A 15995-nucleotide genomic window follows, 5' to 3' on the forward strand; every position below is an offset into this window, starting at 1 on the left:
GGCTTGAAAAAGTCAGTGATTCGAAATATGGAATTGCTGATTATTGATGAAGTGAGTATGCTTCGCGCTGATTTATTGGATGCCATCGATTTCATGATGCAAAGTGTCCGTAAAAAAAGCACTCCTTTTGGTGGAGTTCAAGTATTGTTTATAGGGGATTTATTACAATTACCTCCGGTTATACGAAACGAGGAATGGGAAACTTTACGAAAATATTACAAAGGAAAATTCTTTTTTCATTCGCATGTCATTCAGCAAAATCCACCGCTTTATATTGAATTGTCAAAGATTTTTCGTCAAACGGATGATCGATTTATTTCTGTTTTAAATAATTTACGCAACAACCAAATTTCTCAGGAAGATATCAGGATGCTGAATGAGTTTGTAAAACCGGATTTCGATTTAAAAGCGAACAAAGGTTATATCACCTTAACGACCCATAATGCCAAAGCTGATGGGATGAACGCACAGGCACTTCAGGATTTAGAAGAGAAATTAGTAAAATACAAACCCGAAATTGTGGGTGATTTTCCCGATAAAATATTTCCGGTTGATGAAAATCTACAATTGAAAGTAGGAGCACAGGTGATGTTTGTGAAAAACGATTTGTCTTTTGAAAAGCATTATTTCAACGGAAAAATGGGTATTATCAAATCATTATCGAGTCAGGAAATTCTCGTTCATTTTCCCGAAGAAAACAAAACTATTGAAGTCGAAAAATACGAGTGGCAAAACATTCGATACAAAGTCGATGAAATGACTAAAGAAATAGAAGAGGAGGTTCTGGGAACTTTTGTGCATTATCCGATTAAATTAGCATGGGCTATTACGGTTCATAAAAGTCAGGGTTTAACTTTTGACAAAGCGGCGCTCGATGTTTCGCAAGTTTTTCTTCCCGGACAGGCATATGTGGCGCTTTCGCGTTTGCGCTCGTTAGAAGGCTTAATTTTACTTTCTCCGTTGCGTATGAATGGGATTTCGAATGATCAGGATGTGATGGATTACGCATTGAACAAAGCCAGCGAAGAACTATTGGAAAATTCGTTGCAACAGGAAACCAAAAGTTTTATCCGTAACTATCTGAAAAACAGTTTTGAGTGGAATGATTTGACGCAAGAATGGCGCAATCACCAATTCAGTTACAATCAGGATGCTGAGAAATCCGAAAAATCAAAACATGCCGCTTGGGCGAAAAAACAATCTGCTGTGATGCAGTCACTTTTGGAACCTTCCAGAAAATTCATGTCGCAACTCGATAAACTTTTTGCCGATGAGGCTTTTGATATTCATCATATTTCAGAACGGATAAATGCCGCTTACGTTTATTTTCTAACGCCAATGGATGAATTGGTTTATGAAATTCTGTGGAAATTAGAAGAAGTGAAACGAACCAAAAAAGCGAAAGCCTTTTTTGAAGAACTTTCGGTTTTAGAAGAAATGCAAATAAAAGCGGTACTTCAATTGATGAAAGCAAAATTATTGATAGAAACAGTGGCTGAGGGCAAAACGATTTCAAAAGAAAATCTGAACTCGGCAGCAATTAAAACCTATAAAATAATTAAACTTGAAGCCATTCAAGCCGAATTCAAAAGCGTAAATGTTACACTGATAGAAGACGAAGCGGATTTGGAAAGATATTCTTCGAAAAAGACTTCAAAGGCCAAAGAACCAAAAAAATCAACCGTTCAGGAAACCTATGAATTGTGGCAGCAAAAAAACACCATCAAGGAAATTGCTTCTATTAGAAAATTAACACCACAAACCATCGGCAGTCATTTTGCCAAACTCATTGAATCAGGAACCATTAGTATTTCGGATCTATTACCAAAAGACAAAATTGAAGCATTGGCCGAAGCTTTCAAAGGATATACCGAAGAAAGTCTAAACGGATTGAAAGAAAAACACGGTAATCAATTTACTTGGGATGAATTGAAAATGTTTAAAGCGACTTTGAATGCGAATTTCACCAATTAATGTTTTGAGAAGTTAAAAAATTTACAATTATTTTATAACTTCCATAAGTTTTTCCTTGGTTATAGGCTTAACAATGAAGTCGGTAACTACATTGATGCTTTTTGCTTTTTTCAGATCCTCGGGAGATATGGAAGACGAAATCACATAAATAATAATTTCCTTTTCAATTTTTGGTTCGAGCAAAATGTATTCGTCTAAAAATTGCCATCCATCCATTATGGGCATGGATAAATCGAGAAAAATAACTTCGGGCAACAAGTCAGCATTTTCCCAATTTTCTTTGATATAATTTATGGAATCCAATCCATTATCGAAAACTTTAATGTTCTCAACAACATTGACCTGAGCAATCGTTTTCTTTGTTAAGAAAACAAAAACATCGTCGTCGTCGATAATCATAAGATTTTTTATAGGGTTCATGTATTTTGGTTTATAAATTCAACAAAAAAGGTAGAGCCTACATTTGGGATACTCTCAGCCCATATTTTTCCGCCCATAGCGTCAATTTGGGTTTTTGTCATAAACAAGCCGAATCCTCTGGCATCAGGGTGCTTGTGAAACACTTTTCTGATTTTGAAAAGATTGTTTTTATGCATTTTTAAGTCAATCCCCAATCCATTGTCAGTAACAGATAACACGATGCTATTATTGATTTTCTCGGTTTTTATTGTAATGATTGGCGTTCTGTCGGGCGATTTATATTTTAAAGAATTGCTGATTAAATTGAACAGTATGCTATTCAGATATACTGCTGGAAAATTAATAATAGGAGCGTCAATGATATTTATTTCAATAGTTGCTTTGCTGGAATTAATTTCGAATTCTAATGTTTCAAGCGCTTTTTCGATGGAATCTTTAACAAAATTGTTTTCGGATTTTATTTCAAGGTCAAATTTTACCTGAAGAGACTCTACTAATTCGTTGAAGGTTTCATTTATAGTATTGACTACAGGTTTTATTTTATCAAACATTTCTTTTTTCTCCAATTCATCGCCGCTACTTTCAATATAATCAATCAACATGGAGATGTTAACTAATGGTCCTCTTAAATTATGCGAAATAATATAGCAGAAATCAGAAAGCTGTATGTTTTGGGACTCTAGTACATGCATGTGTTCATTCAGTTTTTCTTCTGCTTTTTTACGTTCTGAAATTTCATTTTTCAATTGAATATTAATGCTTCGGAGTTTTTTGCTTTCATTAGTAAGCATACTGAAAACAAATATGCCAAGAATAAAAGCCAGCAGCGCCACCACTATTGGCAGTATGATTGTGAACCAGGATGATTCCAGACGGTTTAATATTGGAGTAGATTGAAATTGTAGTTCCCAAAGGCCATTTGCAACCTGTAGGCTGCTTTTTTTCTCAAACTGAGAGGTGTTTTTCTTTCGGCTGTTGGAAAAAAGAATTTCCCCTTTTTTTGTTTCAAGATCAATCACTGTAACTGAAACATTATTGCTAAGGCTTACCCGTGAAATAGCTTCCTGCATCAGTTCAAATATATTAATTCCTTCCGATAGGTAGGAATGAACAATATGATTTTTGCTTAGACCCAATTCATCCTCGTATAACGGAATCATTATTAGAAATGATTTATTATTTTTTTCCTCTATTTGCTGAACCATTATGAGGGGCTCAGTAACGACAGGCTCTTCAATAGATGCGGCTTTTTCTAATGCAGCTTTTCGTTCGGGACTGCTGGCAAAATCAAATCCCAGCGCTATTTTGTTCGATTCATAGGGCTCAATATAATATATTGGGTAATAAACGGCTCTTTTACCAGCAGAGACAATTTGTTCATTTTGCAATTCAGTAAACTTAAAATCGGCAATTCCATCTTTCCGAGCTTGCCTTTCAGCAGCATTGCGATTTGATAGCGGAACATAGGGTATCCAGGCAACCGCTTGGATGTTTTTTGTGTTTTTCAGGGAATGATTAACAGCAATCCGAAATTGTGCTCTGGTTAGTTCCCTATGACTAACGTAGTTTGCTTTAATGGAATTCAGCACTTCTACACTTCGTTCCAGCTCGCGTTGAACACTGATTCGGATGGATTCGCAATCGCGGTTAAAAATGGTTTCCAATCTTATGGCGTCATTTTTTTTAAGAAAATTGTACAAAAAAATGGAAGAAGTTAATCCTGTGAATAAAATCAAACCAGTCGCAAAATAGGATCGCCAGGCGCTTTTTCTATCGGAACGGTAGCCTATAGAAAGGATGATTAAAATCAAAAACAAAATGCTTAGCGGAAAATACCAGTTTTGCCAATTTTTAAAGTCTTTGGCAAGCATGGCGACCTGTACTTGATTGCTGATGCTGGTTTCTTCAAACTGATTATGAAAACGGTTCCATGGATGGATTCGTTTTTTTGTTTTCATATCATAAAACCAGCCTGTGGTACGGTCTTCATATTTTATAAGATACCCGGTTGTAGGCTCAATCCATAGCTTAAGATTGATGTCCATTTCGACACCGCGATCTTCGGGAACACCCGGCAGGATTTTTAAATTTGAGGTCTGGTCTGCTTTGTAATCGCATTCGTAGCGGTAAACAATAAGGCCTTCAATTTTTTCTTTTCCGCGAAGTTTCATGTGGGCAGGCGCATCGTAATTAATGTGCCAGTAGGTAAATTCGTTTCCTGCATTTTCTGGTGCGAAAAGATAGCCATCCCGATTTTTAGAACCAAATCCGTAGACATGTTTGCCGGTAATTTGGTCAATTCCGTAAAACCGCTCGACGGAAAAAATAGGATTGCCACTAGGTTTACTCACGTCAAAAAAATTGCGAATAGTGAGCACATTGTTGTCTTTCTTCTCTACGCTGTAACCATATTTTGTTTTTGTAAGTATATCTCCGCTGAAATCATTTTTACGCGCATCATAAAAATTATCGTAGCTGAGAATATTTGCTTGGTAAGTAAAATTATCAGAAATGGTGGGGAATAAATAATCAGCAAACAGAAGCCATGTAAAAACACCCAAAAGCAATAGCCCGGCTGTAATAAGCGACCATACTTTGAAAGGGAGTTTTATCATCATTAAAAATTTGCGAAGTATTTCAAACCAAGGCCAAAATATGTTTAATCAGGCGGCAAAAAATTATTGAACCGATGCAGCCATTATAAACGGATAATTTTCTATGTAATAAACACCTCGGGCCGGAACACTACTATAAATTCGGATTTTAAATAAACCAAAATGATAGAATTGAGCCCTTAATGCAATTATGTCTGAAGTTATTATTAATATAACGTCAATACTACGAAATAAAGATTAAAAACCCAAAATAAATTCAACATTTTAAGAAATTTAATTAAACCATTTCAAAAAAGCGTAACCTATAATTTTTTTATAATTTCTATAAGCTTGTCCTTGGTAATGGGTTTAATTATGAAGTCAGAAACAGCATCGATCTTTTTTGCTCTTCTCATATCATCGGGAGATATGGAGGACGTCACAATATAAATTATAATTTTCTTTCCAATTTTGTATTTGATTTTAGAGTATTCATCCAAAAACTGCCATCCGTCCATTATGGGCATGGATAAGTCAAGAAGAATAATTTCGGGCAATAAGTCAGGATTATCAACATTTTCTTTAAAAAAATCTATAGCATCTTTACCATTGCCGAAAACTTTAATTTGCTGAACAATATTAGTTTGCTCCACAGCTTTCTTGGTTATATAGACAAATATATCATCATCATCAATGATTGCAATAGTTTTAACAAGCTTCATGTATTTTGGTTTATAAATTCAACAAAAAAGGTAGCGCCTACATTAGGTGTGCTCTCTGCCCAAATTTTCCCGCCCATGGCTTCCACCTGGGTTTTTGTCATAAACAGACCAAACCCTTTGGCGTCAGGATGTTTATGAAATACTTTTCTGATTTTGAAAAGATTGTTTTTGTGCATATTTAAATCAATGCCTAAACCATTATCTGTAACAGATAATAGTATTCGGTCTTTTATTTTCTTGGTTTTAATTTTAATAACCGGCTTTCTGTCGGGGGATTTGTATTTTAAAGAGTTGCTGATTAAATTGAATAATATGCTATTGAGATATTTTCCTGGAAAATTAATGACTGGAGCGTCGTTAATATCTATCTCAATAGCTGCTTCACCGGAACTGATTTCGTATCCCAATATTGAAAGCGTTTTTTTGATGCTGTCTTTAACAATTATTTTGTCTGATTTTATTTTGAGATCATATTTTACCTGAAGGGATTCCACTAATTCGTCGAAGGTTTCGCTTATCGTATTAAGCACGGGTTTTATTTTCTTGAATAATTCCTTTTGTTCTACTTCGTCCTTGCTGTTTTCAATATAATCTACCAGCATGGCAATGCTCACCAATGGCCCTCTTAAATTGTGAGAAATAATGTAATTGAAATCATTAAGCTGCTTGTTTTGATACTTTAACAGCACCAATTGCTCTTTTAATTTTTGTTCTGTTTTTTTAAGTTCAGTAATGTCGAATTGAATAGCGGCATATTGATAGGGTTTTTCCTCTTCATCCAGAAAAGGGATAATGGTGGTATCTACCCAGTAAATGGTTCCGTCTTTGGCTTTGTTTTTAAGTTCACCTCTCCAAACCTTTCCGTCAGCAAGGGTTGTCCATAGACTTAGTATGTATTCTTTTGGATGAAATCCAGAATTAATAATGCGTTTGTCATGACCGATTAATTCCTCTCGGCTGTATTTTGAAATTCTAAAGAAGTTATCATTTACATGTTTAATAACTTCTTTTGGGTCAGTAATCGCTACGATGGAGGATTGATCTAAAGCATATTTGTAATCAGCAAGTTCTTTGTTAAGGCTTATTAACTCTGCTGCTCGTTTTTCTTTTTCTTTATTTTGAAAAACAAGTTCTTTATTGGCAATGATTAATTCAGCTGCCCGCTTCTCCTTCTCTTTATTCTGAAAGGCCAGTTCTTTGTTGGCAATGATTAATTCAGCGGCTCGTTTTTCTTTTTCTATATTCTGAAAGGCAAGTTCTTTGTTGGCAATGATTAGCTCAGCGGCCCGTTTCTCTTTTTCTTTATTTTGAAAGATAAGTTCTTTGTTGGCAATGATTAATTCAGCTGCTCTTTTCTCTTTTTCTTTATTCTGAAAGGCAAGTTCCTTATTGGCAATGATTAACTCAGCGGCTCGTTTTTCTTTTTCCTTATTCTGAAAGGCAAGTTCTTTATTGGCAATGATGAGCTCAGCGGCTCTTTTTTCTTTTTCTTTATTCTGAAAAGCAAGTTCTTTGTTGGCAATGATTAATTCAGACGCTCTTTTTTCTTTCTCTATGTTTTGAAAGGCAAGTTCTTTATTGGCAATGATGAGCTCTGCTGCCCGTTTTTCTTTGACTTTATTTTGAAGAGCAAGTTCTACGTTGGCAATGATTAATTCCGACGCCCTTTTTTCTTTGAATTTATTTTGACGAGCCAGTTCTTTGTTGGCAATGATTAATTCGGCCGCCCTTTTTTCTTTCTCTATATTCTGAAAGGCAAGTTCTTTATTGGCAATGATTAATTCAGCTGCCCGTTTTTCTTTCTCTTCATTCTGAAAAGCAAGTTCTTTATTGGCAATGATTAATTCAGCCGCCCTTTTTTCTTTCTCTTCATTCTGAAAGGCAAGTTCTTTGTTGGCAATAATCAGCTCATCAGATTTTTTATCTTTACCCATAATTGTTACTTACTGATTATTTTTCATGATTATAATTTTCTTATGGATTTGTTTAACTCAACCAAAAAACAACCATAACCGCCGGAATAAAATAAATCACAATTGTTCTTGCACCATCATAATCCTTAGCCAATCGCTGGCCAAAAAGCAACATAATAAGTGCAATACAAGAAAAGACAGCGCCATAAAAACCAAAGGTTCTTCCACCGTTTACCATCAGTTCAATACAACCAACGGCACATAAAATACCGGCAATTAATTCCAATATTAAAATATTGAATAAAGCTAAAGGTACGACATCTTTCAAAATGGTTTTCGAAAAATGGCCTTTCAACCAATCTACATTGTCTTTCCAGTGAAATAATTTATCGTGACCCGATTGCAAAAAGGAAATGGCTAAAAAAACTAAAACTAAAATGGAGGCAACATTGTTCATATTTTTATTTTTTATGTATTAAACGGGTCAATTTTATGGATAAATCAGTCAAAATAATCTTAGCATTTCCGTTGCGTTCAATATGATACACCGCATCCGAAAGTTCCATAAAAATATCATTTATATTGTTACCATTAACAAATGGCGCAAAATTTTCGAGTTTAAATTTCTCCACTTTCGGTTCCATATAAACCAAACCGGGCGATTGATAGTTCAAAAGCAACGCCTGACGAAACATATCGATGCAAAAATGCAAGAATTTTTTTTGTGTTTCCCTGCCCAAACCGGCAATTTGTTCACTCCACAGAATTAAATCCTGAATGGCAGCCGCATTTCCTTTGGCTCTAAAAGCGGCCCGAACCCACAGCACAAACCATTCTTCAAAAGGCAACTCTTCACTATCTTCGTGCAATAAATGCAAGGCTTTGTTGAAATTCCCCTGTGCCTGATGGGCTAATTTCACCGCTGTTTTTGGTTCTACATTTTCACGTGAAACCAAGGCTTCGGCAATCACTTTTTCGGGTAACGCATTAAAATGCAACACCTGGCAACGCGAACGAATGGTCTGGATAATATCTTCTTCATTTTCGGTAATCAGAATAAACAACGTTTTATCCGAAGGTTCTTCCAGCAGTTTCAACAATTTATTGGAAGCAGCAATATTTATTTTGTCCGCCATCCAGATAATCATGATTTTATAACCGCCTTCGTAGGATTTCAATGCCAGGGCTTTCAAAATCTCCTGCGCATCTTCGACACGAATTTCACCCTGTTTGTTCTGAACACCCAATATCTGGTACCAATCGAATAAACCGCCATAAGGATTTTCGGCAAGAAATTGACGCCAATCGGCAATAAAATCAAGGCTTTTGGGTTTTGTTCTTACGTCTTCTGTAGTCACCGTCGGATAAATAAAATGCAAATCCGGATGCGAAACCGAATTAAATTTTAGGTTGCACGCTTCGTTTCCACCAGCATTCTCAGGACCTGAATTGTTGCACAAAATATATTGCGCATAAGCAATGGCCAAAGCCAGAGTACCACTTCCTTCTGGGCCAACAAAGAGTTGTGCATGAGGAATTCTGCCCGAAGTCGCACTGTTAATCAAATGGCTTTTAATGTAATCCTGACCTAAAATTTGGGAAAATAGCATAAAGCAAAGATAACAGAAAGTTGTTAAGTTTTATAATTTGAAGCAAAAGGCTCTGGCTTTTTTACAAATCATTTTCCCGCTTTCCGCTTTATCTTTTTTATAAACGAAAAAAGCGATTATAAAAAAGGATGCCGCTGCAATCGGGGCTAGAGGAGAAGTGTATTGGGTTTTATCGAATTTTCCTCCAAAAAATAAAAAATGTTATATTTGTAATTCATAAAATAGTCAATCACCAAAATAATTATCCAATGAAAACACTTCAAGACTTCAATTTCAAAAATAAAAAAGCATTAATCAGAGTAGATTTTAATGTTCCGTTAGACGAAAATTTTAAGGTAACTGATGCTACAAGAATTGAAGCCGCAAAACCAACCATCGACAAGATTCTTGGCGACGGCGGAAGTGTAATCCTGATGTCTCATTTGGGAAGACCAAAAGGTAAAGAAGACCAATTTTCATTGAAACATATTTTGAAAACCGCATCTGACATTCTTGGAACCGAAGTGCTTTTTGCTTCGGATTGTGTTGGCGATGTGGCTAAAAGTGCTGCAAAAAACCTTCAACCGGGACAAGTTTTATTGTTAGAAAACCTTCGTTTTCATTCAGAAGAAGAAGCCGGCGATGTTGCTTTTGCAAAAGAATTGGCTTCGTTAGGCGATATTTATGTAAACGATGCTTTTGGAACAGCCCACAGAGCCCACGCCTCCACAACGATTATTGCCCAGTTTTTTCCGGAAAATAAATGCTTCGGAATTCTATTGGCCAAAGAAATCGAAAGTTTAAACAAAGTATTAAAAAACAGCGAAAAACCCGTAACTGCAGTTCTTGGAGGCTCAAAAGTGTCTTCCAAAATTACGGTTATCGAAAATATTCTGGATAAAATCGACCATATGATTATTGGCGGCGGAATGACTTTTACATTCGTCAAAGCTTTGGGCGGAAAAATCGGAAATTCTATTTGTGAAGACGACAAAATGGAACTGGCTTTAGAAATATTAAAATTAGCCAAAGAAAAAGGCGTTCAAATTCACATTCCTGTTGATGTGGTTGCAGCCAATGCATTCTCTAATGATGCCGAAACACAAATTGTAGATGTCACTAAAATTCCGGACGGTTGGCAAGGATTGGATGCCGGACCAAAATCATTGGAAGCCATCAAAAAAGTTATCATGGAATCGAAAACCATCCTTTGGAACGGACCATTAGGTGTTTTCGAAATGCCGAAATTTGCTAACGGAACCATCAGTTTAGGGAATTTTATCGCTGAATCTACTGCAAACGGTGCTTTTTCACTTGTTGGTGGTGGCGACTCAGTTGCAGCAGTGAAACAATTCGGACTGGAGTCAAAAATGAGTTATGTTTCTACCGGTGGAGGTGCGATGTTAGAAATGTTAGAAGGAAAAACGTTACCTGGAATTGCCGCAATTTTAGATTAAAAAATCACAATTAACAATTTTTTTTCATTTTTTAAGTTATTACTGATTATGTTTGTAATACCCCCAATGAATTGAATTATAGCATTTTGACCTATTAATTATGAATATACGAAATACCACACTAGCATTGCTTTTGTTTTTATCACTAAATACTTTTGCCCAAAATAGCATTCGAAATCTAAAAGCAGAAACCCAAAATGCCTATTTAGATTCTATAAAATCCTCCTTCGTTCATGACAATATTGCGTCTTGCGTGGACAGTCTTTGGATGAAAGAACTGACCAGCCTGGATATTTATAATGACCTTTCGGTTGATATAAAAAACATCAATATTGATCAAAAAGTAGATTATGAATTGTCTACCGAATTATTAAAAGAAAGACTTGCGATAATGGATGCCAAGTCACCATTTAATATAGAATACAATCAGGGTCTTGAAAACATCATCAAATCATTTCTAAAAAACAGAAAAAGATCGTTTGAACGGTTAATGGCCATTTCAGAATATTATTTCCCAATGTTCGAAGAGGCGATGGCGAGGCAAAATGTTCCGTTAGAGATTAAATACCTGGCTGTTGTAGAGTCGGCGCTGAATCCAAAAGCGGTTTCAAAAATGGGCGCAACAGGACTTTGGCAGTTTATGTATCAAACCGGAAAACAATACAATCTTGATATCAATACTTATGTTGATGAAAGAAGCGATCCTTTAAAATCGAGTGATGCGGCTGCATTATATATGTTGAATATGTATAAAATATTCGGCGATTGGGATTTGGTTTTAGCCTCTTATAATTCCGGTCCGGGAAATGTGGCAAAAGCCATCAGACGTTCTGGAGGTCAGCAAAATTATTGGAATATCAGAAAAAATCTTCCAAGAGAAACCCAAGGTTATGTTCCGGCGTTTTTAGCTACGATGTATATTTATGAATACCATAAAGAACACGGAATTGTACCCAATCGTGCCATTATTAAGCATTTTCAAACGGATACGATTATGGTAAAACAACAGATTTCTTTCAAACATATTTCTGATTTGTTGTGTATTCCCATATCACAATTACAGATGTTGAATCCATCTTACAAAAGAGATGTTATTCCTTTTATTTCGGGCCAAAATAATTTCTTGAGATTACCGAATGATAAAGTGGCAATTTATACTTCAAACGAAGATAAAATTTACGCGTATGTCCAACATGAGGATAACAAAAGAGAACGAACTTATGAAAGAGCGATTGCTGTTCGTGATACTTCGAGTAATTATTCTGAAAGTAAAGTCGTTTCAAGAACGAAATACCACAAAGTGAAACGCGGGGACAACCTGAGTGAAATTGCCGGAAAATATGGTGTTGCGATGTCTGACATCAGAAAATGGAATAAACTTAAAAGCAATAATGTTCCATTAGGCAGGAGTTTAAAGATTCACACCAATGAAAATATAGCTTTAGGAGTTAAAGATGGCGAAAATGCAGAAAAAAATCCTGTGGTAACCAATACGGATAATGTCGTTTCTGTTGAAACAAAAGACAGCAGAACGGAGAATACTTTTAAAGAAGTAAAAGTGGTTTCGTTTGTAAAAACCACGAAATCTTATAAAGTTAAAAAAGGAGACAATCTGGGTGAAATTGCCGCTAAATATGACGTTTCTGTTGCTGATATTAAAAAGTGGAACAAACTTAAAAGTAGCAATGTTGCTTTTGGGAAAAGCCTGAAAATCATTACTAACGAAAAAGTAGTTTCTAAAGTTAGAAAAGAAATTAAACCGGAAATAAAAACAGAAAAAACAACTGTTGAAACTATTGTTTCAAATGAAGCAAAAGAAACTAAAGAAGAGGGTGTTAAGAATGTTGATAAGACAGAAATAACAACAAAATCCACTGAATTTTATACTGTTCAAAAAGGAGATAATCTAAGTACAATTGCCAGAAAACACAACGCAACTGTTGCCGAAATTAAAGAATGGAATCATCTTACCGACAGCAATATCCAGTTGGGAAGCACGTTGGTCGTATCTAAAAAAGAAATTATTACCCCAAAAGAAATCGTTGCAGAAAAAACCACTAAAAAAGACAAATTAGCAGCAGTTTCCAAAAAAAATCAGGAGCATTATTTTGTTCGAAAAGGAGATTCACTTTATAGCATTGCCAAAAAATATCCAGGGGTGAGCATTTCAGACATCAAAAAATGGAATGGAATTAACGGGGAGAATCTTAAACCGGGAATGAAACTCAAAATAAACGGATAATAAAAAAATCTTTACCTAAATTTGGGCTTTAATTCATTAAAATAAAAATGATGAATAAGGCCCATTTTCTATTACTGTCACTTTTCTTTTTTTTTATTTCCTGTAAAGAAAAGGACGAAAAATTTTCCGGAAAAACTTCGGGAAAAATCAATTCTATTTCTGTGATTATCGACGATCAGTTGTGGAACGGAGAAATTGGCGACAGCATCAGAAACAAGTTTGCGGCTCCGGTAATTGGATTGCCTCAGGAAGAACCGCTTTTCACAATAAATCAATATCCGGTTAAACTGCTTGAAGGCTATATGACAAATGCCAGAAATATTATTGTCATAAAAAAAGAGGATAAAAACCACTTTGAAATCATAGAAAATGAATTTGCAACACCACAAAATGTAGTTCATATTTCCGGAAGAACCGTAATAGAAATTTTAGACAACCTCGAAAAACATGCGCCCGAAATCATTCAGCGAATAAGGCAAACCGAAATAGCCGAAAATCAACGCTTGATTGACACGTTTTTAATTGATAATCAGAGAATAATCAAAGAATTTAATATTTCCCTGAATATCCCTAAAGGGTATAAATATGTCATGGAAAAAGACAAATTCATTTGGCTAAAGAAAGAAATCACCAGCGGAAACACGAGCATTTTGATTTATCAGGTTCCCATAAACGCTATCGAAATACATCCCAATTCGAGCGTTATCAACAATATTATAAAAATGCGGGACTCTATCGGGAATTTATACATTCACGGAACTGTTCCAAACACCAGAATGATTACCGAAGATGCCTATGCACCCTATTTATCAAATACCAAAATTGCCGGAAAAGTAACCTACGAAACCAAAGGCACCTGGGAATTGGAAAATGATTTTATGTCAGGCCCATTCATCAATTATTCCATAGAGGATTTAGCCAACAACAGAATGTTGGTTTTGGAAGGGTTTTGTTATGCCTCATCAAAAGAAAAACGTGACCTGATGTTCGAATTGGAGGCCATTATTAAATCAGTAAAGTTTTTGAAAAATAAATAACACAAAGCCAATGTTCATAAAATGGAAAATAAAGCGTTTTGAGACGCTATCGGTAGCCGAACTATATCAATTGCTTGGATTACGAAGCGAAGTCTTTGTAGTGGAACAAAATTGCGTTTATCAGGACATTGACGGCAAAGACCTGCTGGCGTTGCATCTTTTAGGCGAATTTGAAGGGAAAATTGTGGCTTATTCCAGACTTTTTAAAGCCGGGGATTATTTTGATAATGCCTCGATCGGGCGCGTAGTCATTGATCCGGATTACAGGGACAGAAAATGGGGACACGATATGATGCGGGAGGCCATTGCGGGAATAGCGCATTTTTTTGGCGAAAGCAAAATCACCATTTCGGCACAAATGTATTTGCAGACATTCTATGAAAGTCACGGTTTTATTAAAACCAGCGAAATGTACTTAGAAGACGACATTCCACATATTGAAATGAAAAGAGAATAATTATATTGATGTAATTACAAGTTCCACTCTTCTGTCATATTCCGAACCTTTTCCTAACGGAACCGTATTTCCATAACCTTTGAAAGTCATTCGGGTTTTGACAATTTTCTTAAAAGTTAAATATTTATACACAGACTGTGCCCTGTTTTTAGACAATTGCCTTTTTTTAGTGTCGCGGTCTATTGCTTCTCTTTGATTTGGAGGCGTACAGCAAACATGGCCTTGAATTTCAAACTGAAGGGCTTTGTATTTTTGAAGCATATAAGCCAGTTTGTCCAATTGCGTTTTTGCTTTAAACGTGAGTTTGCTGCTTCCTCTTTCGAACAAAAGGTTTTCAAGATAAATATGATCGCCGACCACATGTTTTTTCTGGATTGACGTAAAGAAACCGGGAATGTCTATCTCCGGCAGTTTTTTCAGGTTGATAACCACATCGACACGGCGGTTTTTCGAGCGGACTTCGGGCAGGTTTTCCACCAAATCGTCATCAATCAAAATGCGGCCTTTTCCTTCGATGGTAACAATAATCTTGTTTTTGATTCCGTTTTCCATCAATTTTTCCTTAATGGTATTGGCTCTGTTGTTTGATAATTTGAAGTTATAGGCTTCTTTTCCACGGTCATCACAATAGCCAAAAATCTGTATTGATTCTATTCGTGTGGAATCGGTTTTACGGATATAATCAATTACACCAGCAGCCTGTTTTTCGTCAAGAGTGTATTTGTCAAATTCAAAATAAACGGATTGTACCACTTCTTCCTGTGCTTGAAGAAAACCGAAAAACAGTAAAGGCAAAAATTTTAATAAACGCATGATTATATTTTTAATAATGTGTTGTATTCCGTCTGATTATTTAAAATAACCACCGCTTTTTTGATTTCAGAATTGTTTTTCGTGTAATACAAATACAATCCTTCTTTGTATTGATAGCGTTTGATTATCTCGTCCAAAATTAGATTTTTAATCTCTTTCTGGTTTTGATTTAACAAATTTTCTTCGCTTTTCTGCAACGAAGCTAATAATTGTTGGTATTCTGCAGCAATTGCAGCGTCAATTTTTTCTTTTTTGGCTGCTGCCAAAGTTTTTTTCAATGCCAGTTCCGTTTCGGTATCAAAAGAAAAATTTTCTTTTTTCAGGAATTGTTTAAAGGCTGCAAAATCCGCATCAGTAAGCGTTGGAATGGCAGTTCCTAAATTTGGGTTTTTATAATAATAATCGGTCACGAAATTAAAAATCCCGTCGTTTTTCACAACTGCTTCCGTAATGGTGCTGAGTTTTGTTTCCGCCAATTCCACATCCGGAAGAATACCGCCGCCATCATAAACCGTTCTTCCTTTTCGGGTTTTGAAAGCGTTATAACTTTCAGAAGCTTTACGAATCGCTTTCCCGTCTTTATCTTTGTGTGTATAATCTAATGCCTGGATACAACGTCCGGAAGGTGTGTAATATCTGGAAATAGTGATTTTTATCTGCGTTCCGTAACTCAAATCAATTGGTCTTTGCACCAGCCCTTTTCCAAAACTTCTGCTGCCCACGATTACAGCCCGGTCTAAATCCTGTAAGGCACCTGCAACAATTTCTGATGCCGAA

Annotated in this window: 13 protein-coding genes; 5 read left to right on the forward strand and 8 right to left on the reverse strand. The window is 35.8% G+C overall.

What is annotated here, in order from left to right; translation table 11 throughout:
• Positions 1-1974, forward strand: a 1974-nt coding sequence (locus VI621_RS04555) for a helix-turn-helix domain-containing protein (RefSeq protein ID WP_324217197.1), incomplete at its 5' end; no start/stop codon positions are given.
• A gap of 27 nt (positions 1975-2001) precedes the next feature.
• On the opposite strand, the gene VI621_RS04560 is transcribed toward VI621_RS04555, so the two are convergent.
• The 6 genes from VI621_RS04560 to VI621_RS04585 all read right to left on the reverse strand — a co-directional run bounded on the left by VI621_RS04560 (position 2002) and on the right by VI621_RS04585 (position 9233).
• The gene (locus tag VI621_RS04560; protein ID WP_324217198.1) at positions 2002-2394 is read right to left on the reverse strand and encodes a response regulator; all 393 of its coding nucleotides are present in this window, start codon (positions 2392-2394) and stop codon (positions 2002-2004) included.
• The gene (locus VI621_RS04565; protein WP_324217199.1) at positions 2391-5012 is read right to left on the reverse strand and encodes a CHASE domain-containing protein; all 2622 of its coding nucleotides are present in this window, start codon (positions 5010-5012) and stop codon (positions 2391-2393) included. Before VI621_RS04565 ends, VI621_RS04560 begins: the two co-directional genes overlap by 4 nt.
• Positions 5013-5311: 299 nt before the next feature.
• Complete coding sequence (locus VI621_RS04570; protein ID WP_324217200.1) at positions 5312-5710, reverse strand: response regulator; 399 nt, start codon at positions 5708-5710, stop codon at positions 5312-5314.
• A complete protein-coding gene (locus tag VI621_RS04575) occupies positions 5707-7644 on the reverse strand; it encodes an ATP-binding protein (protein ID WP_324217201.1) in 1938 nt (645 codons plus the stop codon). The genes VI621_RS04570 and VI621_RS04575 overlap by 4 nt, the downstream gene beginning before the upstream one ends.
• A 52-nt stretch (positions 7645-7696) precedes the next feature.
• A complete protein-coding gene (locus tag VI621_RS04580; protein WP_324217202.1) occupies positions 7697-8080 on the reverse strand; it encodes a DoxX family protein in 384 nt (127 codons plus the stop codon).
• A gap of 4 nt (positions 8081-8084) precedes the next feature.
• A complete protein-coding gene (locus VI621_RS04585) occupies positions 8085-9233 on the reverse strand; it encodes a DNA polymerase III subunit delta' (protein WP_324217203.1) in 1149 nt (382 codons plus the stop codon).
• Positions 9234-9481: 248 nt separating this feature from the next.
• Here VI621_RS04585 and VI621_RS04590 point away from each other — a divergent pair, with 248 nt between their 5' ends.
• The 4 genes from VI621_RS04590 to VI621_RS04605 all read left to right on the forward strand — a co-directional run bounded on the left by VI621_RS04590 (position 9482) and on the right by VI621_RS04605 (position 14405).
• Positions 9482-10669, forward strand: coding sequence for a phosphoglycerate kinase (locus VI621_RS04590; protein ID WP_324217204.1), 1188 nt, complete (start codon positions 9482-9484; stop codon positions 10667-10669).
• A 100-nt stretch (positions 10670-10769) separates the two neighbouring features.
• Positions 10770-12911 (forward strand): LysM peptidoglycan-binding domain-containing protein, encoded by a 2142-nt coding sequence (locus tag VI621_RS04595; RefSeq protein WP_324217205.1) that lies wholly within the window; start codon positions 10770-10772, stop codon positions 12909-12911.
• Positions 12912-12958: 47 nt separating this feature from the next.
• The gene (locus tag VI621_RS04600) at positions 12959-13948 is read left to right on the forward strand and encodes a DUF4837 family protein (protein WP_324217206.1); all 990 of its coding nucleotides are present in this window, start codon (positions 12959-12961) and stop codon (positions 13946-13948) included.
• Between the two features lie 10 nt (positions 13949-13958).
• Positions 13959-14405, forward strand: a complete 447-nt coding sequence (locus VI621_RS04605; protein ID WP_324217207.1) for a GNAT family N-acetyltransferase — start codon at positions 13959-13961, stop codon at positions 14403-14405.
• Here VI621_RS04605 and VI621_RS04610 read toward each other — a convergent pair whose 3' ends face one another.
• Positions 14406-15218, reverse strand: coding sequence for an OmpA family protein (locus VI621_RS04610; RefSeq protein ID WP_324217208.1), 813 nt, complete (start codon positions 15216-15218; stop codon positions 14406-14408).
• 2 nt (positions 15219-15220) lie between these two features.
• On the reverse strand, positions 15221-15995 hold a 775-nt coding region (locus tag VI621_RS04615), incomplete at its 5' end, for a S41 family peptidase (RefSeq protein ID WP_324217209.1).

This window comes from Flavobacterium sp., from assembly GCF_035292545.1.
Classification (GTDB): Bacteria; Bacteroidota; Bacteroidia; order Flavobacteriales; family Flavobacteriaceae; genus Flavobacterium.

What these genes read in the sequence shown, in the direction of transcription:
- VI621_RS04600 (WP_324217206.1), top strand. Translation starts at nt 12,959, where the DNA reads ATGATGAATAAGGCCCATTTTCTATTACTGTCACTTTTCTTTTTTTTT.
- VI621_RS04570 (WP_324217200.1), bottom strand. Translation starts at nt 5,710, where the DNA reads ATGAAGCTTGTTAAAACTATTGCAATCATTGATGATGATGATATATTT.
- VI621_RS04595 (WP_324217205.1), top strand. Translation starts at nt 10,770, where the DNA reads ATGAATATACGAAATACCACACTAGCATTGCTTTTGTTTTTATCACTA.
- VI621_RS04575 (WP_324217201.1), bottom strand. Translation starts at nt 7,644, where the DNA reads ATGGGTAAAGATAAAAAATCTGATGAGCTGATTATTGCCAACAAAGAA.
- VI621_RS04565 (WP_324217199.1), bottom strand. Translation starts at nt 5,012, where the DNA reads ATGATGATAAAACTCCCTTTCAAAGTATGGTCGCTTATTACAGCCGGG.
- VI621_RS04605 (WP_324217207.1), top strand. Translation starts at nt 13,959, where the DNA reads ATGTTCATAAAATGGAAAATAAAGCGTTTTGAGACGCTATCGGTAGCC.
- VI621_RS04585 (WP_324217203.1), bottom strand. Translation starts at nt 9,233, where the DNA reads ATGCTATTTTCCCAAATTTTAGGTCAGGATTACATTAAAAGCCATTTG.
- VI621_RS04590 (WP_324217204.1), top strand. Translation starts at nt 9,482, where the DNA reads ATGAAAACACTTCAAGACTTCAATTTCAAAAATAAAAAAGCATTAATC.
- VI621_RS04560 (WP_324217198.1), bottom strand. Translation starts at nt 2,394, where the DNA reads ATGAACCCTATAAAAAATCTTATGATTATCGACGACGACGATGTTTTT.
- VI621_RS04610 (WP_324217208.1), bottom strand. Translation starts at nt 15,218, where the DNA reads ATGCGTTTATTAAAATTTTTGCCTTTACTGTTTTTCGGTTTTCTTCAA.
- VI621_RS04580 (WP_324217202.1), bottom strand. Translation starts at nt 8,080, where the DNA reads ATGAACAATGTTGCCTCCATTTTAGTTTTAGTTTTTTTAGCCATTTCC.